Consider the following 18048-nt stretch of genomic DNA (forward strand, 5'->3'; position numbering starts at 1 on the left):
CTTATCACCTCACAACCTATTATACACATAATGACGTCATTTTTATACCCGTTGTGATAAATTGGAACTTTTTCAATACCTATGGGTTGCATAGGAATACCCATTGATGGTACACTATAAATATGGAAGGTAGGGATTTACATGCGAAAGATAACAATAAATTTATATTCTCTAATGGCTCGAAAGAGAGTTAGAACAGTGTCCGAAGTGGCACAGGAAACCAATATTTCAGGCAAGGCCTTATATAAAATTATAAATGGACAAACTAGACGAATTGATTTCGAAACGATAGCAAAGCTATGTGAGTACTTTAATTGCGAAACTGGAGATCTGATTGTGTTTGAAGACATGCAGGAAGTAGGTTGATCGAATGTCAGGAATCATGAGGGTTGAGAAAAACAAAAACTTTGTAGTAATGGACAAAACGCCTTTAAATGATAAAAGTCTTTCTTGGAAAGCTAAGGGGATAATCGCTTACATGCTGTCAAAGCCCGATGATTGGATATTTTATCTCGATGAGGTAATGACGCATTCAACCGATGGAGAAAAGTCATTTCGAACTGGTTTCCAAGAGTTAAAAGATAATGGCTATGTAAAAAGAAAACCTATTAGGGAAGGTAGCAGGATCGTTAGGTGGGAAACGATAGTATACGAGAATCCTCTACTTGCCGATTTTGTACATGTAGGTAATGAACATGTAGGAAATGTAGATGTAGGAAATGGCTACGCTACTAAGAATGATAGTACTAAGAATGAATTAACTAAGAATGATAAAGATATATATGCGCTTTACGATCACTGGAACGAACAAGGAATCATCAAACATAAAAGAATGAACCAAGCAATGAAAAGTTCTACTAAAGCAAGATTAGAAGATTATTCAATTGATGAATTATTGAAAGCCATAGATAACTACACGGAAATACTCTCAAGTACAAAATATTACTGGACACATAAATGGACATACCAGGAGTTCATGAAGCCGAACAACGTAATTAGGTTTTTGGATGAAGTTGATCCAAAGAGTAACTTCTCAACAGAAGAAATCAAACAAGCAAAGCCAACAAAAGGATTTCAAAAATCAAAAGAGCAACTAGAACATGAACAGATGCTTAAAGAAGTGGGGTTTTTTAATTGAGTTACCTAGAAAAAGAAATACTAGGGTGTTTTCTCAAGGATAATACCCTGCTTAAAGAAACAGTAATAAACAAAAGTCACTTTGCCGAGGAACAAAACAAAATAGTCTATGAATCCATGATGAAGCTTGCACAGGATAACAAAGCAGTTGACCAGGTTACCTTGCTATCTACCAACTATGACTACATACAACAATTAGGTGGCCCTGACTTCATAACAAAACTAGAAATGACCGGAGACGTTGAACATTTTGAATCATATGAGCGTGAATTCATCGACCAGTTTAAGCAGCGTGAATCAGAACGGATTATCAAGTCGTGGCTAAGCAAAAGCGATAAAGATAACCAAGAATTGATAAGCGAATTGCAACAATTGGATGATGTTGGATTTTCGGACGAGCCAGATAAGAATGAAACACTGAAAGATATGCATGATGAACCGTATCACGAAAAGAAGGAAACAGGAACACCTAGCGGATTGAGTGATCTTGATAGCTTGACAGGAGGATTTCAAAACCAAAACAGTTATGTGATGGGAGCGCGTCCTAGTATGGGAAAAACAGCTACAATGCTTAAATTCGCTCTAAGTGCAGCGCAAAATGACAAAGTGCCTCTTATGTTTTCGTTGGAAATGTCAGAGAAAAGTTTACTAAGACGCCTAATAGCTACTGTTGGAAATATTAATTTATTCCTTACGAAAAACCCGAACAAGCTAATTGAAAGCAAAAAAGAACAATGGAAAAAAGCCGTTAACGCATTATATACACTGGATTTTGAGATTTATGACAAGCCAATGCAAACAATCCAGTACATCCGTTCAAAAATAAGGAAAGCCAAGAAGAAACATGAAGGCAAGCAAATAATTGTTTTGATTGACTACATGACGCTAATTAACAACGCAGGTACATTTCATTCAGATCATGCCAAAGTATCCGATATAAGCGCAAGATTGAAGGCAATGGCTAAAGAATACGATTGCCCGGTTATCACACTAGCCCAACTATCACGAGGTGTTGAATCGAGGCAGGACAAGCGCCCTATGTTAAGTGATATTAGGGAATCTGGAAGCATTGAGCAAGATGCCGATATGGTTATGTTCTTGTACCGTGACAGTTATTACAATCAAGAAAACCCGGATGATGAACTAGAGGTAATTGTAGCTAAGCACAGGGACGGGCCAACAGGTTCGGTTAAGGTTTATTACAATAAGGCGACTGGGAAAATGGGGGATTTGCATTGAAGATAAAAGAACTTTTTGAACAGTCGAACGAATACACGGACTTGCAAGCACTTATCATGTTCTTGACGTTGGAAAAGCAGGTTTTGAGCATGTCGGATGATGTAAATGAACTGGATTTGTATTTTAAAGAGAAGCATAACGTGCGCATGAACAAAGAACTTTTTGCTTACAAAAAGAAAATGAATATGCGGTACAGGCCTTACTTGTATGAAATTAAGTCAGAAAAATTTACTTATCTATATATTTTGGCTCACAGCGAAATACAAGCCAGACGTATTGCGAATGAAAATTTGGTGGAGGCAACGGATATAAAAACTTGTGACGAGGACAACGTAATGTCTTTTGAAGACAGGGATATGACGGTTAGAACACTCGTTAAAAATAAGAAAATAGGTATACTAGGAGGATTTCATGATTAATTCAGTAAATATTGTTGGAAGAATTACGAAGGACATACAACTTAGATATTCGGAAAAAGGGACAGCCGTTGCAAACTTCACAGTGGCTTGCAATAGACCTTTTAAAAATTCACAAGGTGAAAGAGAAGCTGATTTCATAAATGTTGTTCAATTTCAAAAGGGGGCGGAGTTAACAGCGCAATACATGAGTAAAGGAAGTCAGGTTGGTGTCTCCGGAAGAATCCAAACACGAAATTACGAAAACAAAGAAGGTCAGCGTGTTTTTATTACTGAGGTTGTTGCAGATCAAGTGGCATTCCTGGAATCGAAGAACAAGCAGGAAAATAGCCAGAATCAAGAAAAACCAAATAACGATCCATTCGAGAAAAACGGTGAACCAATAGATATCTCAGATGATGACCTACCGTTCTAAGGAGGAATTGAATATGAAACTATACGATTTTTATATCACGCCAGATGAATACGAAATAGCTAAGAAAAACGACATCCCTAGACGTCTTGTGGATGAGCGAGTCAGAACGTTGTGCTGGGATAAAGAAACAGCGATAACGAAGTCAGTAAAAGCACATAAGAATAACTTTGAAAAATGGTCTGCGGTGGCGAAACAGAACGATATACCATATCCGACATTCACGACAAGGGTGCGCAACGGAATGACACAAGAGGAAGCTGCAACAAAGCCAGTCCAATGCAAAAAGCAATGGAGTGCCGAAATGAGAAAAAGAATCAAAAGAAGACCTGATTGGATTAACACGAATTTAAAGAAATATAAAGTGTCTGTGGAAACGTACTACCGAAGGCGGAGATTGGGTTGGTCAAAAGAAAAAGCTTCCACAACAAGGCCTATGACAAAATCAGAAATCGGAAAAATGGTGATTGGAAAATGATCATTAAATGGAAAATCAGCAAATACAGAAAAGGCAGCACGAACAATAAATTTGATCCGAGGTTATCGAAATATTGGCAGTCAGTATATTATTCCGCATTTAAAAATTGGTAAAAGGAGAGGTTAACAATGGTAAAAACAAAAATGGAGTTACACCGCGATCATTTTCAAAATTTTAAAGGGTATAACATTCCGAGGGCTCAACTTGTCATAGCGGATATCCCCTATAACTTAGGAAACAACGCTTATGCGTCTAGCAATCAATGGTATGTGGACGGTGACAATAAAAATGGTGAAAGCAAACTGGCAAACACATCATTTTTTAAAACAGATGAAAATTTCAATCTAGCTGAGTACATGCATTTTTGCAGTAAGTTATTAAAGAAAGAGCCAAAAGCAAAAAACCAAGCGCCGGCAATGATTGTATTCTGTTCGCATCAACAGATTCCTATGATTGAGGAATATGGTAAGAAGTACGGGTTTAAAAAGTCGTATCCACTGTTCTTTGTTAAAAATACGAGTTCCCAAGTTTTAAAAGCAAATATGAAAATTGTGGGCGCAACTGAACATGCCGTTGTTTTATATCGAGATAAGCTACCAAAGTTCAGAAACGGAAAAACAGAAGATCAAAAAGGGCGAATGATAAAAAACTGGTTCGAATGGAAGAGAGACAAGGCTAAAGAATACCCAAAGGTTCACCCAACACAAAAACCTGTAAATTTACTAAAAGAATTGATTGAAATTTTCACAGATGAAGGTGATGTGGTAGTTGACCCTGTCGCGGGAAGTGGATCTACTTTAAGAGCTGCATATGAACTAAATCGTAACAGCTTTGGTTTTGAAATAGAAAAAGAATTTTATGATAAAGCAAAAGAAACACTCTTGGACGTTGAACATATAAGCAGGGCTGAACAGATAGAGTTGGCGGAAGTCATGGGAGGTAACCCATGAAAATATTTGTACGTGAAACAACCACCAAAACAGCAGACGGCGATAAATTAACACGGATAGAAACGTTTAATAGCAAGGTAGATAATTTTAGTTATATTTTGCGGCTTTAATAATAGGAGGGTGAAGTATGAGGAAAATTAAATTTAGAGCGTGGGATAAGGCAACTAAAAACGGATGGATACCCAAACCAATAAAACAGATGATTTATTTTAATGTTTATTGTCCACCAGAATATTTGGGGGTTACTTATGATGAGGAAGGTACTTGGAAAAGGCGATTTGAGATTATGCAATATACAGGATTAAAAGACCAGGTCGGCGAGGCTATTTATGAAGGGGATATTTTATATAGAACGGTTATTATATCTCTTATTGGATCAGATATGCCGAAGCGAACTGTTGGTGAATATTTAGAAGTAGTCTTCAGGGATGATTACGCAGGATTTTTTATTGGAGAAACGCCATTGCATGGTTATGTGGGTGCAACAGTTGATATTCATACAAAGTGTAAATGTACGGATGTTGAAGTGATTGGGAATATCTACGAAAATCCAGAACTACTAGAGGACAACACATGAACGCCAAACAACGCCTCCAAGAAGCTTTAAACACACAAAAGACCATAGCTACCAAAAAGCTTAAAACTCTATTGAGAGATAGCTATATTAAAGAAATAAAGGAACTACGGAAAGAGAATAATAGATTAAGTCAATCTAGGCATGATTACAAGCAAAAATGGGAGCGAGTCAGGAAGAAGAATAGGAATTTGAAGGATAAATTGGAGGGTGAATGATGACTGAACAGCTAGAACACATAATTAAAACGCACGAAAAACGAAAAGAGCAACTTAAAAACGGTAAAATGGTTAATTTTAGCCACCCGAACGACATTAGTTATCTTATCAAGCAAGCAAAGTTAATCGACGAGTATAAGGATTCCCTTAAATCTTACATGGAAGAGACTAGCGAGTTGCAGTATCGTGTGAAGGAATTGGAAGGACTAAACCAGCTATATAAACAAAATTTAGAAGAAGTTATTCAATGGTATGAGGTTGCTTATTATCGGAATCAGCGCTACAAGCAGGCATTAGAGCATATAGCAGTGGAAAGGTTGTACGAAAGCGAACTCATGGAATCAATAAAATTTGTAGCACGTGAAGCATTGGGGAGGGATCGAGATGACTAAACAAACCCTACTAACAATAGATAACGTCCGTATTAAAGAATATGACAGCATGAATGTAATTGTAGAACGATTTGAAGAAACATATAACCCTTTCGAGAAAGAAAATATAAGTAAGTGGCAGTTGAAGGGTTATTTCCCGACCGTGTTTGATGCTTTGAAAGGAATCAGCAGGAATGAATGGTTAATTGATTATAAAGCTGTACATGACCTTAAAAGCTATCTCTATGAGGTTCGGGGATCTAATAATAAATTATTGGAGGCAAAGAAATGACTCCTTACGATATTGCAGAAAAGAACGGAATAAGCGAACAGGCGTTAAATGCAAGATTAGCACGAGGCTGGACTCTAGATAGATCTATAAAAGCGCCAATCAACAAAGGTCGTTCTAAATGGCTAAAAATAGCGTTAGAGAACGGAATAAAAAAATCGACATTTGATTATAGGTATTATTCTCTGTTTTGGTCATTTGAGGACGCTGCTACAGTTCCCGTAAGTCAAAAACCGCCAAGCGAACGGCAAAGATGGTTAAAAGTGGCAAAAGAAAACGGCATAAGTTTAGGTACGTTTAATTCTCGCGTGAATATGTACGGACGATCATATGAATATGCAGCTACTCACCCTGTTCAGAAACAAAGGAAGAAAGAAATATCCTAATCGGAGGTAATCACATTGAAAACAGTTGATACGCATGATGGCTTTAAACGCAAGCATGTTATGGAGCAACTGGAGAAGGTCGGAAGCTATGAAAACGATCATTATACGTAAAACGAATTAGTGAGGAAGTTGGCGACTGCTAGGGCTTTAGATGTGGATGTTGAGAGTGATTCTAATAAGTATTTTTAGGGAGGTTATGACATGTTGGAAGTACTAATTAATACAATTTGGATATTCTTTATCTATTGCGGTGTAGCCGTTGCCTGGGTAGGTGCTGAGAAATTAATTTACGGAAAAATAACACCAAGAAAATTAGACGATGTAATTGCTATGACTTTGGCAGTGTCTCTATTTTTTAATTTTAGTTGAGGGAGGAAAAACAATGAATTTAACTACTGGTGAAATGATAGATAAATTGAAGGTCGGGGAAGTTGCGGAAAATGTAAACGGAACAATGCAAATCACAAAAAAACCAAGCGGTGAATTTGTGCACATAGACCATCCACAAGGCGCCATGATTGTTAATGAAAGGGTGAGTAACACCAAATGGTTCATCCTGCCAAACTATGTATCTTTTGAAGAAGCAATGACGGCGTTGGATAACGGAAAGATAGTTAGAATTAGTTTTTCTGGGACATTAGTTAAAGTTAGCCAGTTCTTGTCCTTGAAAGGGATTCAAGAGGCTTTAGGTGAACCTGTAGGCTTATTAGATTTAATTGACGGAAAATGGACCATTGAGGAGGACAACCAATGAACAACGAACAATACAAGAGATTGTCGAAAATACAATCAGGGTTAGATAATTACATCGGAGAGAGCAAAGGAATCGATATGAAGGATTACAAGCTTGAAAGAATTATCGCATTACAGGTAGAGTTTAATGAACTTTTGCAAGAATTACCTTTCTTATTCAAGTATTGGAGTAACAAAGAAATGAACAAGGAAAAAGCATTAGAGGAATTTGTCGACGGGATCCACTTCCTGTTATCAATTGGAAATGACCTCAATATCACAGATTACGAGTATGACAGACCAGAAGCGCATGATATGAAAAAAATAGTATTCGGAATACAAAACGCTATCAGTATTTTACCAGAAATGAATGTTCCTAAACCAATGTATAACGTATTAATGCATCACTATCTATTGTTTGGTGAGAAATTAGGATTTACCACAGATCAAATAATTGATGCTTACATGAGTAAAAACGAAGTCAATTATGCCAGGCAGGAATCAGGGGTGTATTAAATGACTGAATTATGGAGATACGTCAAGGGGCACGAAGGAGAATACATGGTCAGTAATAAAGGGAGAATGCTTTCTTTTAAAGATAATGATAAACCGCTTATATTGAAAACATTTTTCAATCATTCCGGATATGTGAGAGTTAATCTTATGAAAGAAAGCAAATTAAAACAAGTATTCGTTCATCGCCTTGTTGCTGAATCGTTTTTAAGAGAATTTAAAGAAGGCTATTCTGTTAATCACAAAGATGGAAATAAGGCTAACAATATTATTAAAAATTTAGAAATGGTCACTCAAAAAGAAAATGTAAACCATTCTCTATATGTTTTAGGAAACGGGATAAAACCAGTGCTAATGTTGGATAAAGATTCTTTCGTGCCTATAAGGGAATTCGATAATGTCGAAGTAGCTGGAAGAGAAACAGGGATCGACAGCGTCAGAATATGGAGAGTGTGCAATTGGGAGAGAAATTTCGTTAGTGGATATTCATGGATGTATAAGGATGAATATAGTGAAGAATGCATCGAAAAGCGAAAGAATAATGTAAACAAGGGATTTGGACGGAAAAGAGTTTACCAGATTGACCCTAAAACCAACATTGCCATAAATGCATTTGAAGGGGTAGGGATTGCCGAAAGAGAATTAGGATTAAGTAATATCAGGCATTGTGTCGCTGGACTCGGAAAGACAGCAGGAGGATATAAATGGAGTTATCAAAATCCGCATATTAAGGGGTGAGGGGATGAGGTTTACTGTGCCAGGAACATTGCCAACGATGAATGAGATCATAAAAGTAAGCAAATCACATCCGATGGCTTATGCAAATATGAAGAAGGACTATACAGCATTGATTATGATGCAATCTAAGAAACTTCCAGAAGTGGGTAAGGCAGACTTTGAAATCACATGGTACTGCAAGGATAAGCGTAAAGACAAGGACAACATTATGAGTGGTCAGAAATTCATATTTGATGGTCTGGTCAAAGCGGGAGTTTTAAAGGGTGATGGGTGGTCTCAAATTGGGGATGTGGCTCATTACTTTGAAATAGATAAGCAAAATCCGAGGGTGGAAATAAATATAAGAGAATATCTTGAAGCAAGCTAGGAGGTCAGACATGAATAAAGTAGAAGTAAGACTGGACGAGGATGCGGTTTATATCATTCAAGACGGAAAGAAAATAAAAGTTTCTCCTAAACAATTCGGGAACGATAAGATCATTTGGATGGACGGCAAGGTTTTAGACATAGAACGTAGCGAGAGGGTAAGAGTTGAAGGGCAGGAGATTATATAATGAGTAAAGAGACCATGAACAGCGACGTTGAGCGAATGTACAGGCCTTCAGAATATAATAATATCCAAAAAGAAAATGAACAATTAAAGAAGACCATCGAAGCATATAAGAAAGTTATAGAAGATTTATTAAATAAATAATAAGTCCTTACGGAAGAACCGACGGACGACATTGAGTGCATTGAGGGATGCGCATCATGTCGTCCTTTTATATTAGGAGGGGTTATATCGAGATGATTAAAATTTTCGAGTCAATGGCAAACGCAATCGAGAGTTTTTGGGATTACCTAGTCGATAAAAGCAAGTATGTTTATGTGGGTCTTGCTTTAACGATAATTATACTTCCGATCATTAAGTATTTTTTTTAGAACAAAAAATGGAGGGATTAAATGAAAACACTATCACACGCAGCAGGAGCAACGATATTATTTGTAATCTTATTAACGATATCAGAGGTACTAGCACAGTATTTGCCACTAAGCGTACCTTATATGTCGTCGATGCTGGCATTGGGTATAGTGTCGTCTTATTTAGTCGGAGAGTTTGTTTGGGGTAAGTAATCTAGCTAGGGGGTCAGTAAAGATGTATACCACGAAAAAAATAATGCAGATCATAAAATATTATCATATCAATGTGCAGAATTTGAGGGATATGCAGCAGGAGAGCATGAAAAGTGTAGGTGTTTCCCAATACGGGTTAGAAGCATCTTTGCCAAAAGGAAACGACATTAAAAGCGTAGTCGAGAATGAAGCGTTGAGGCGAATTGAAAACACTAAATTCTGGGCTGAAATAATAACGGATATAAAGTATCTCCAAGATAGATGGGATCGGATCACAGATGAAAAGGAAGCGCAGATATTAAGTTTACGATTGAGTGGATATAGGACAACTGATATAGCGGAAATTATGAAGATGACTCGCTCTGGGGTACACAGGACATTAGAAAGAATAGCGTGCAGGATTAAAAGTTATCCACAGGTGTACGCAACGCATTCAACAGGTTATGAGATGTTGAAAGAGGCGTGATATAATAGGGTTAGGAAGAAAATATACAGGATCTCAAAAAGCACTTGTCTGCGAGAAATCGGGCGGGTGCTTTTACATAGAAAAATCAACAAAACGAATATCATAGTTATTTCGGAGAAGCGTTTGTAGGGATAAATCAGCATGGCGGGGTGCTGATATAATCGTTCTAAACTTGAACAAGGGAAACGCCCCATTCTATCGAATTAGATAAGCGGAGGTGCTTCATGGACGATTTAAAAATAGACTGCACATATGAAATAATAATAGAAACAGATGAATATATCCTATACCGTGTGAGTTGGGTGATACTAGGCAAGCATGGGGAGCAATGGGTAACGGAATATAAAGATTAGGACATCCTGGAGGGTGTTCTTTTTTTATTGGGGGCGAGGTGCTATGTAGTGAAACTGACTGAAAAACAGCGTAAATTCGTTGATTATTATATCGAGACAGGAAATGCAGAGGAAAGTGCAAAAAGAGCGGGATATAGTGCAAGGGGTAACACAACCAAACTACTACAGAATACTACAATTTTGCAATATATGGATAAACAGATGAAAAAACTAGCCGACAAGCGAATAATGGGGCAGCGTGAAGCTCTTGAATTACTAACTAGTATTGGTAGAGGGGAAATGAAGGAAGAAGTCTATATGTCTACTGAAATGGGCATAGAACGCATTGAAAAGATTCCTGACATTCGAGATAGACAGAAAGCGGTCGAGGCATTATTGAAACGTTACCCAGTCAACGAGTATGAAGAACTTAAAAATGAACAACTTCGTAATCAAATTAAGAAATTGGAAGCTGAAACCCAAAACGAGGTAACGGGTGACAATCGTGTCATTATCGTCAATGATAAGGAATCAATGAGAAAGGCTATTGAAGATGAATAAGATAAATATTGCGGATTTAATAAATAAGAATTTTTATTCATTTTGGCTAAACGATAAACCTAACGCTATATTATCTGGTGGTCGTTCTTCCATGAAATCATCTGTAATCAGTTTAAAGTTGGTCATTGACTTTTTGGAGGATGACCAGGGCAACGTGGTGTGTTTGCGCAAAGTAGCTAAATATCTAGCGACATCGGTATATGAGCAAATCAAGTGGGCTATATACATGCTAGGTGTAGAGGATGAATTCTTTTTTGGCCGATCTCCATTAGTCATTATGCACAGACCAACTAATACAGGGTTCTATTTCCACGGCGTGGATGATCCATTAAAGCTAAAGTCTATGAATATAGCTAATGGTTACTACATGGCTTTATGGTATGAGGAACTAGCTGAGTTTGCAGGCGTTGAGGATATTGACGTTGTGGAAGACACATTTATTAGGCAGGATTTAGGCGATAAACAAGTAAAGGTGTACTACTCGTATAATCCCCCGCGTAATCCGTACAGTTGGGTAAATGAGTGGAAGGATAGTAAAGCTAGTGACGATGACTATTTCTTGCACCACTCAACTTATTTGGAAGATGAGAAGGGGTTCTTATCCAATCAGTTAATACGCAAGATTGAAAAGTACAAGGAATTAGATTATGACTATTGGCGTTGGATGTACTCAGGAGAGATAATCGGATTAGGTGGATTAGTTTATAATGCTGCACACTTTAAATGGCGTGACGAGATGCCTAGTGATGACGACATACTAATGATTGATATTGCTAGTGATAGTGGTTATTCCGTGTCCGCCACTGTATTCCTGGCATTAGGCTTTACAAAGCGAGGAAACGTGTACTTACTAGATACCTACTATTACTCACCTGCTAACAAGACAGTCAAGAAAGCACCTAGTGAGTTCTCGAAAGCATTAAATGAATTCGAGAAGGACGTAACAAGCAAACACCCTAAGCCTATTGATATGCGTACAATTGATTCTGCGGAAGCTGCATTGCGTAACCAGTATTTTAAGGATTACGGGGTAAGGTTGCATCCAGTAGCTAAGAAAAAGAAAGTTAATATGATCGAAAATGTAACCGACCTGCTAGCACAAGGTCGTTTTTTTATGCTTAATAACGAGAATAACAAAATATTCTATGAAGAACACAAAAAGTATGTATGGGATGAAGATACGTTGCAAACTGATGATCCCAAGGTAATAAAAGAGGACGATCATTCTGTCGATGCCTTTCAATATTATGTGCAAGACAACTTACAGAAACTAGGACTTAAAAATTAGGTGGTGACTACCATTGTGGAAAAAGATATTAAATGCGCTGAAAGGAGGTCTTGCTAAATTGGGGCTTATTAGATCTATCAATAGTATATCAGATCACAAGGACATCGAAATGGACGAAGAAATGTTCCAAAACATTGACGTATGGAAAGACTTATATCGCGGGTATCACGCCCCGTTTCATGAAATAAAATACCATACATTAGATGGGCAAAAGAAACGCACAATGCACACGCTAGGGTTGCCGAAGGTGTTAGCAGGTGAGATGGCTTCACTTGTTTTTAACGAGAAATGTGAGATTAGCATAAGTGATCAAGGATTATCCGATAACATCGATGAAGTGTTTAAGCAGAATAAATTCCATAAGAAATTCCAGGACTATATAGAATACGAATTCGCACACGGCGGTATGGTTATCAAGCCATATGTAGAAGATAACAAGATCAAACTATCTTTCGTTACTGCCGATTGTTTTATACCTCTCTCTTGGGATAACGATACGATAACCGAAGCAGTATTTCCTAATGAGTTCAAACGTGGAGATAAGAAGTATACGCATCTTGAATGGCATTTATGGGAGCAAGGAACTTATGTTATTCGCAATGAAGTATATGAGTCTAGTGGTAACGATTTAGGGCATAAGGTATCGCTTGAGCAATTCTTCCCAGGGTTAGATGAAGAAGTAAGGATAAACGGACTTAAAAAGGCTCTATTTATTCATTTCAAACCTAACACAGCTAACAACATAGATACACAATCACCGTTAGGCATCTCCATCTTTGCTAATGCGCTAGATACTATTAAAAGCATTGATACAGCGTTTGACAGCTTTAATAGGGAGTTTAGGCTAGGCAAGAAGCGTATTATAGTGCCAAGTCATATGGTAAAAAGCGTTGTTAATACCGAAACTGGTGCAATGGAAAGGTACTTTGATTCGACAGATGAAACATACGAATCATTTAATACGCAGGGCATGGACGAGAGCAAGATACAAGACGTTAGCATTGAATTACGAGTTGACGAACATATAGCTGGAATAAATGCGATGCTTAATCTACTGGCAACGCAAACAGGGTTTTCAGAAGGTACGTTTTCGTTTGATGGACAATCCATGAAAACGGCTACTGAGGTAATAAGCGAGAATAGCAAGACTTTCAAAAGTAAGCAATCGCATGAAATCATCATTGAAGCAGGATTGCAAGAATTAGTTGAGTCTATCGCTAACATTGCGAAGTTATACGGTATATTCAGCGCACCAGATGACATTGAGGTGTCGGTATCGTTTGACGACAGCATAGCCGAGGATAAGACGGCAATCATATCCAAGCAAATACAAATGGTTACTAATAAGCTAACATCTAAGAAAAAAGCCATTATGAAGATACACGGTATCACTGAGGACGAAGCTGCATTATTAATCGCAGAAATTAATGACGAAAATGCCACTGCTACTGCTGATAGTGTGGATATGTTCGGAACAGGAGGCGGAAATAATGGAACGAATACAAATTAAGAAGCGTAAAGATGCAAAAGGAAACTTATCTAATACAGGAAATTATGATTTTTGCATTGATGGTGAAGAACAAGACATGAAATGGGTTAGAAGTGTGAATGTGCGATTAGATGCGGGGGGTAATCCCGAGGTACAAATAGTAGCGCATCCTAGATATTTGGAATTAGACATAGATGGAGAAATTGAGATAATCACCGATAGATTCTTGGATGATGACTAATGGATAAGCGCAAACTACAGAATCTATCCAAGCCTACTGTAGATGTTTACAACGGTATAGAGGAACAACTACTTATTAACATAGCCGAACGTATAGCAAGGCATAATTCATTGCTTGACGGTGATATCGAAGCGTGGCAGACGCAAGTGTTAAGTGAATTAAACTCATTGAGTGATGATAATGTGAAATTCCTTGCTAGTCAGACGGATAAAACAAAAGATGAGATTGTCAAAATGCTAGATAAAGCAGGTTATGGGTCACTAACAGAAAACGAGGAAATATTGCAAGAAGGTGTTAAAGCAGGACGATTGGATGAGCCACCTAAATTACGTGAGAGTTCAGCGTTAGCTGGGATACTAGCAACATATGAAGCCCAAGCAACTGACAAGATGAATCTAGTTAACTCAACTCTATTAGATCAGTCACAGCAGGCTTATAGAGATATTGTTAACCGTACAACTGGACAAGTATTAGCGGGTGTGTCAACTGGGCAAGAGGCATTAAGGCAGACAGCTAGCGAGTGGGCAGAACAAGGTGTACCTGCATTAATCGATAGAGGCGGAAGACGTTGGAGCACAGAGGCTTATGTGTCAGCGGTGACGCGTTCTACGAGTAATAATATAGCTAACGAAATGCAACTGGAACGCATGGAAGAATACGGATCGGATTTAATCGAAATATCGAGCCATTCAGGCGCACGCAAAAATTGTTTCCCATATCAAGGTAAAGTTTTTTCAAGGAGTGGAGAGCATGGCAATTATCCACCACTTAGTAGCACATCATATGGCGAACCTAGCGGGATAGCGGGCGTAAATTGTGGCCATGTATTTCATGTTTTTATTGAAGGCATATCAGAACGAACTTACGAACAAGGTGACAAAAAAGAAAACGATAAAGTATATGAAGAAAGTCAAAAACAACGCTATCTTGAACGACAGATCAGACATGCCAAACGTGAAGAACGCATGATGGAATCGCTTGGTGATGATGAAGGTGTCAAGGCAGCGCACAGGAAAGTATTAGATAGGCAGAAAAACCAGAGGGAATTCCTTAAATCAAGCGGGCGCACGCGCAGGTATGATCGGGAAGCTATTCACTAGGAGGTCAGTCTTATGAATTTAATGTTTTTGATAGGCTTGCTAATGACTGTTTTCGTTACAATACCCATTGTTGGAATGTTTATTTATATTAAAAAGAAATACTAGGGGTGATGTATTAATGGCAACTAAAAAAGAACTAGAAAGCGAAATAAACGGATTGAAAGAAGAAATCAAAGGGTTGCATCATAATTTCTTTGCTCTTGCTGAGAAAGTGCACAAATTAGAGAAGAAAGAGAAAACGGAGTATTTCGGTTGAATCAGTTAATCCCGTTATGGGAGAAAGGTTTGAGTGATCCGCTATGTGCATATCTGACTAGAAAAGTTAAATTCGTCTTTAAGCATAGACGTTAAACAAGCTTTTTTATTACGCCCATTTTAAAGGCTTGGGGTAAAACTAAGCGTAACCTTAACGCATGAGGTGTAACATGCTAAAAAACATCAATAAGGAGCGAATATAAATGCCATTAAAAGATTTATTAGGCGAAGAATTGTATAACCAAGTAATCGAAAAAGCAGGTGATGAGAAAGTAGCTGTTGTTTCTGATGGTTCTTATTTACCTAAAGAGAAATTTGATGAGAAAAACCAAGAGGCAAAGGACTATAAGAAACAAGTAGAGGAACGCGATGAACAGATAAGCAATTTAAGCGAAAAAGCTAAAGGTAGCGAGGATTTAACCAAACAGATTGATGATTTAAAAGAACAGAACAAAAAGCAGTCAGAGGATTATGAGTCTCAGATTAAACAACAAGCATTCGACCATACTTTAAAAGATGAATTGACCGCTGCCAAGGTAAAAAATCCAAAAGCGGTTAAAGCTCTGTTGGATACCGATACTATTAAGCTAGATGGCGAGAAATTGCTAGGATTAGAGGAACAGTTGAAGGGCATTCAGGAAAGTGACCCATATATGTTCGAGGAAGAAGAAAGCAATGAACCGCCAAAGCCTAGTTTCTCAACAGGACAGCACAATAAGGGCGGGGGCGGAGAACCTGCTAGCTTGCAAGAAGCACTATCACAACACTTTTCACAAAAATAAAAAATGGAGATGATTATGTATGCCAGTAACATTAGAACAAGCAAAAGTCGGCATGGCCGACAAAATAGATCAATTTGTAGTAGATGAGTTTCGCCGAAGCTCTTTTCTGTTAGACCAACTAACTTTTGATGATGCGGTGTCACCAGGAACGGGCGGATCAACCCTTACGTATGGGTACACGCGTCTAAAAACACCGTCAACAGGACAATTCCGTAACATCAATGAAGAATATGAAGCGAATCAAGCAGACCGTGAAAATAAGTTTGTCAACCTTAAAATCTTTGGTGGTTCATTCCAAATTGACCGTGTCATCCAAGATACAAGTGGTCAAATTAATGAAATGAATTTCCAATTACAGCAAAAGGTAAAAGGAGCGTCGAACCTTTTCCATAACACGGTCATTAATGGTGATTCTGGAGCAGACGCTAAGTCTTTTGATGGACTGTCCAAAGCCGTTAATGGCACTTCTACTGATTTGGAAACAGATATTAACATTTCTGATAATACTAGCATGGAGAATAACAAACAGGCATTCATTGATGAAATTGACGGATTCCTGTCCGAATTGGACGGACGGCCAACCATGCTAATGGGTAACAACAAACTGATTACGAAAATTAAATCAGCAGCCCGCCGTGTTGGTTATTTCACGCAAGCAGAAGATGCATTCGGTCGAACAATTGATATGTATGACGGAATACCATTGGTTGACCTGGGTTATTTCTACGATGGTAGTAACTCAGTTCCTATTATAGGAGTAGATAATGGGTCAACTGATTTATATGCTGTTAACCTCGGTTTGGATGGGTTTCACGGAGTATCTCCACAAGGTAATGGAGTTATCAAGACTTATCTTCCAGACTTCGATCGCCCAGGAGCCGTTAAGAATGGGGATGTTGAAATGGTCGCAGCGGTAGCTCTTAAAGCAACGCGGAAGGCAGGTCGTTTGAGCGGAATTCAAATCGCAGGAGTTGATGCATAATGCCTTACAATATGAAAAACGTTCCGGCTAATACTGGAAGAATACTAGGAGAGGACGGCGAGGTTTATAACCTTGTCGATCTCCTTCAAAACGTAGGTGGTGGGAATATGGATCCCAATGACTTTTATAACAAAGAAGAAGTAGATGGTCTTCTAACGGATAAAGCTGATAGTTCTTATGTCGATACAGAATTGGGAAAGAAGGCAAACGCATCGTCTTTATCCAATAAAGCAGATCAATCCATCGTTGATGACTTGATTGCTAGAATCGAAGCGTTAGAAGGTGATTGATATCCCTTACATCGACAAACAATACTACGATGACGATTATCAAGGAAAACCGATTGAAGATGTGGCAGAATTCGAACGTACAGCAAAAAGAGCAAGCGACAATATAGACGAGTTAACAAGCTACTCTATAAAAAACAATCTGCCAGACGTACAAATGGATCTAGTTAAAAAAGCAACCGCGGCAATGATCGAGCATTATGCTTTAAACGGTGGCTATGAAGCTAGTAATCAACCTGGAATGGGTAACGTTAGTATAGGTTCATTTAGCTACAATGCAGGTGATAGCGCAAGTGGTGAAGTTCCTTCTAACGTGGTCGGTTATCTGAAATATAGTGGATTACTTTATAAGGGGATTGGTACGTATGGTTAAGAGTATTCCAAGTCAGTTGTTAATCCACACCATTGAATATGAAGCATTCGCAGGTAATGACGGTTGGGATGATACCTGGGCTGAACCTATCACAATTAAAAACGTTCGTGTTGAGCCAACTAGCAGGTTGCAACGATCTAACAATTCAGAGGGCGCACAGATTAGTCACGTGGTATTTGTGGACAGGGTTAATTCGTCTCATTTTCCCGTTTTCACTATACAATCAAGAGTGATATTCGAAGGTGTATCACGTGAGGTTATTGACGTGAAGCCTTTTTATACATTTGATACGGTGCCGCATCATTATGAAATTGAATTAGGGTGAT

33 protein-coding genes are annotated in these 18048 nt (G+C 38.2%); all 33 read left to right on the plus strand.

The genetic code is table 11. From position 1 onward, the window contains the following. Nucleotides 1-141: 141 nt before the first annotated feature. Complete coding sequence (locus tag OLD84_RS00290) at nt 142-366, plus strand: helix-turn-helix domain-containing protein (RefSeq protein ID WP_264917252.1); 225 nt, start codon at nt 142-144, stop codon at nt 364-366. Nucleotides 367-370: 4 nt separating this feature from the next. Beyond that, complete coding sequence (locus OLD84_RS00295; RefSeq protein ID WP_209464638.1) at nt 371-1138, plus strand: hypothetical protein; 768 nt, start codon at nt 371-373, stop codon at nt 1136-1138. Then, nucleotides 1135-2376: a replicative DNA helicase gene (locus tag OLD84_RS00300; RefSeq protein ID WP_209464637.1), complete on the plus strand. Its 1242-nt coding sequence runs from the start codon at nt 1135-1137 to the stop codon at nt 2374-2376. The genes OLD84_RS00295 and OLD84_RS00300 overlap by 4 nt, the downstream gene beginning before the upstream one ends. After that, a complete protein-coding gene (locus tag OLD84_RS00305; protein ID WP_209464636.1) occupies nt 2373-2795 on the plus strand; it encodes a hypothetical protein in 423 nt (140 codons plus the stop codon). Before OLD84_RS00300 ends, OLD84_RS00305 begins: the two co-directional genes overlap by 4 nt. Then, nucleotides 2788-3207: a single-stranded DNA-binding protein gene (ssb, locus tag OLD84_RS00310; protein ID WP_209464635.1), complete on the plus strand. Its 420-nt coding sequence runs from the start codon at nt 2788-2790 to the stop codon at nt 3205-3207. Before OLD84_RS00305 ends, ssb begins: the two co-directional genes overlap by 8 nt. Nucleotides 3208-3220: 13 nt before the next feature. Continuing rightward, complete coding sequence (locus tag OLD84_RS00315) at nt 3221-3682, plus strand: hypothetical protein (protein WP_209464634.1); 462 nt, start codon at nt 3221-3223, stop codon at nt 3680-3682. Between the two features lie 128 nt (nt 3683-3810). After that, nucleotides 3811-4632: a DNA-methyltransferase gene (locus OLD84_RS00320; RefSeq protein ID WP_209464633.1), complete on the plus strand. Its 822-nt coding sequence runs from the start codon at nt 3811-3813 to the stop codon at nt 4630-4632. A gap of 127 nt (nt 4633-4759) precedes the next feature. After that, nucleotides 4760-5209, plus strand: coding sequence for a YopX family protein (locus tag OLD84_RS00325; RefSeq protein WP_209464632.1), 450 nt, complete (start codon nt 4760-4762; stop codon nt 5207-5209). 211 nt (nt 5210-5420) lie between these two features. Beyond that, nucleotides 5421-5816 carry a hypothetical protein gene (locus OLD84_RS00330; RefSeq protein ID WP_209464631.1) on the plus strand — a complete coding sequence of 132 codons (396 nt, stop codon included), beginning with the start codon at nt 5421-5423 and terminating at the stop codon, nt 5814-5816. Further along, a complete protein-coding gene (locus OLD84_RS00335; protein WP_209464630.1) occupies nt 5809-6087 on the plus strand; it encodes a hypothetical protein in 279 nt (92 codons plus the stop codon). The genes OLD84_RS00330 and OLD84_RS00335 overlap by 8 nt, the downstream gene beginning before the upstream one ends. Beyond that, a complete protein-coding gene (locus OLD84_RS00340; protein WP_209464629.1) occupies nt 6084-6470 on the plus strand; it encodes a hypothetical protein in 387 nt (128 codons plus the stop codon). The genes OLD84_RS00335 and OLD84_RS00340 overlap by 4 nt, the downstream gene beginning before the upstream one ends. A gap of 201 nt (nt 6471-6671) precedes the next feature. Next, complete coding sequence (locus tag OLD84_RS00345; RefSeq protein ID WP_209464628.1) at nt 6672-6839, plus strand: hypothetical protein; 168 nt, start codon at nt 6672-6674, stop codon at nt 6837-6839. A gap of 13 nt (nt 6840-6852) precedes the next feature. Then, a complete protein-coding gene (locus OLD84_RS00350; protein ID WP_209464627.1) occupies nt 6853-7224 on the plus strand; it encodes a hypothetical protein in 372 nt (123 codons plus the stop codon). Next, entirely contained in the window at nt 7221-7718 is a 498-nt protein-coding gene (locus OLD84_RS00355; RefSeq protein WP_209464626.1) for a dUTP diphosphatase, read from the plus strand. The genes OLD84_RS00350 and OLD84_RS00355 overlap by 4 nt, the downstream gene beginning before the upstream one ends. After that, nucleotides 7719-8453 (plus strand): NUMOD4 motif-containing HNH endonuclease, encoded by a 735-nt coding sequence (locus tag OLD84_RS00360; RefSeq protein WP_209464625.1) that lies wholly within the window; start codon nt 7719-7721, stop codon nt 8451-8453. 4 nt (nt 8454-8457) lie between these two features. Continuing rightward, nucleotides 8458-8820, plus strand: a complete 363-nt coding sequence (locus OLD84_RS00365) for a RusA family crossover junction endodeoxyribonuclease (RefSeq protein WP_209464624.1) — start codon at nt 8458-8460, stop codon at nt 8818-8820. A 10-nt stretch (nt 8821-8830) separates the two neighbouring features. Then, nucleotides 8831-9007, plus strand: a complete 177-nt coding sequence (locus OLD84_RS00370; protein WP_209464623.1) for a DUF3954 domain-containing protein — start codon at nt 8831-8833, stop codon at nt 9005-9007. After that, a complete protein-coding gene (locus OLD84_RS00375; RefSeq protein WP_209464622.1) occupies nt 9007-9147 on the plus strand; it encodes a hypothetical protein in 141 nt (46 codons plus the stop codon). Before OLD84_RS00370 ends, OLD84_RS00375 begins: the two co-directional genes overlap by 1 nt. 92 nt (nt 9148-9239) lie before the next feature. Further along, complete coding sequence (locus OLD84_RS00380; protein ID WP_264917253.1) at nt 9240-9374, plus strand: hypothetical protein; 135 nt, start codon at nt 9240-9242, stop codon at nt 9372-9374. 21 nt (nt 9375-9395) lie between these two features. Then, nucleotides 9396-9566: a hypothetical protein gene (locus OLD84_RS00385; protein ID WP_209464621.1), complete on the plus strand. Its 171-nt coding sequence runs from the start codon at nt 9396-9398 to the stop codon at nt 9564-9566. Nucleotides 9567-9588: 22 nt separating this feature from the next. Then, nucleotides 9589-10032, plus strand: coding sequence for a helix-turn-helix transcriptional regulator (locus OLD84_RS00390; protein ID WP_209464620.1), 444 nt, complete (start codon nt 9589-9591; stop codon nt 10030-10032). Nucleotides 10033-10256: 224 nt separating this feature from the next. After that, nucleotides 10257-10385 (plus strand): hypothetical protein, encoded by a 129-nt coding sequence (locus OLD84_RS00395; protein ID WP_264917254.1) that lies wholly within the window; start codon nt 10257-10259, stop codon nt 10383-10385. A 48-nt stretch (nt 10386-10433) separates the two neighbouring features. Next, nucleotides 10434-10925, plus strand: coding sequence for a terminase small subunit (locus tag OLD84_RS00400; protein ID WP_209464619.1), 492 nt, complete (start codon nt 10434-10436; stop codon nt 10923-10925). Continuing rightward, entirely contained in the window at nt 10918-12213 is a 1296-nt protein-coding gene (locus OLD84_RS00405; RefSeq protein WP_209464663.1) for a PBSX family phage terminase large subunit, read from the plus strand. The genes OLD84_RS00400 and OLD84_RS00405 overlap by 8 nt, the downstream gene beginning before the upstream one ends. Before the next feature lie 13 nt (nt 12214-12226). Beyond that, on the plus strand, nt 12227-13723 hold the full coding sequence (locus OLD84_RS00410) for a phage portal protein (protein WP_209464618.1): 1497 nt from the start codon (nt 12227-12229) through the stop codon (nt 13721-13723). Beyond that, a complete protein-coding gene (locus tag OLD84_RS00415; protein ID WP_209464617.1) occupies nt 13704-13943 on the plus strand; it encodes a hypothetical protein in 240 nt (79 codons plus the stop codon). The genes OLD84_RS00410 and OLD84_RS00415 overlap by 20 nt, the downstream gene beginning before the upstream one ends. Continuing rightward, the gene (locus OLD84_RS00420) at nt 13943-15043 is read left to right on the plus strand and encodes a phage minor capsid protein (protein WP_209464616.1); all 1101 of its coding nucleotides are present in this window, start codon (nt 13943-13945) and stop codon (nt 15041-15043) included. The genes OLD84_RS00415 and OLD84_RS00420 overlap by 1 nt, the downstream gene beginning before the upstream one ends. A gap of 118 nt (nt 15044-15161) precedes the next feature. Beyond that, the gene (locus OLD84_RS00425; protein WP_209464615.1) at nt 15162-15299 is read left to right on the plus strand and encodes a hypothetical protein; all 138 of its coding nucleotides are present in this window, start codon (nt 15162-15164) and stop codon (nt 15297-15299) included. A 202-nt stretch (nt 15300-15501) separates the two neighbouring features. After that, complete coding sequence (locus OLD84_RS00430) at nt 15502-16080, plus strand: phage scaffolding protein (RefSeq protein WP_209464614.1); 579 nt, start codon at nt 15502-15504, stop codon at nt 16078-16080. 19 nt (nt 16081-16099) lie between these two features. Next, nucleotides 16100-17062 (plus strand): major capsid protein, encoded by a 963-nt coding sequence (locus tag OLD84_RS00435; protein WP_209464613.1) that lies wholly within the window; start codon nt 16100-16102, stop codon nt 17060-17062. Then, nucleotides 17062-17352 carry a hypothetical protein gene (locus tag OLD84_RS00440; RefSeq protein WP_209464612.1) on the plus strand — a complete coding sequence of 97 codons (291 nt, stop codon included), beginning with the start codon at nt 17062-17064 and terminating at the stop codon, nt 17350-17352. The genes OLD84_RS00435 and OLD84_RS00440 overlap by 1 nt, the downstream gene beginning before the upstream one ends. After that, entirely contained in the window at nt 17345-17722 is a 378-nt protein-coding gene (locus OLD84_RS00445) for a head-tail connector protein (protein ID WP_209464611.1), read from the plus strand. Before OLD84_RS00440 ends, OLD84_RS00445 begins: the two co-directional genes overlap by 8 nt. Further along, on the plus strand, nt 17715-18047 hold the full coding sequence (locus OLD84_RS00450) for a putative minor capsid protein (protein ID WP_209464610.1): 333 nt from the start codon (nt 17715-17717) through the stop codon (nt 18045-18047). The genes OLD84_RS00445 and OLD84_RS00450 overlap by 8 nt, the downstream gene beginning before the upstream one ends. Nucleotide 18048: the final 1 nt, after the last annotated feature.

It is taken from the genome of Virgibacillus natechei, from assembly GCF_026013645.1.
GTDB classification, from domain to species: Bacteria; Bacillota; Bacilli; order Bacillales; family Amphibacillaceae; genus Virgibacillus_L; species Virgibacillus_L natechei.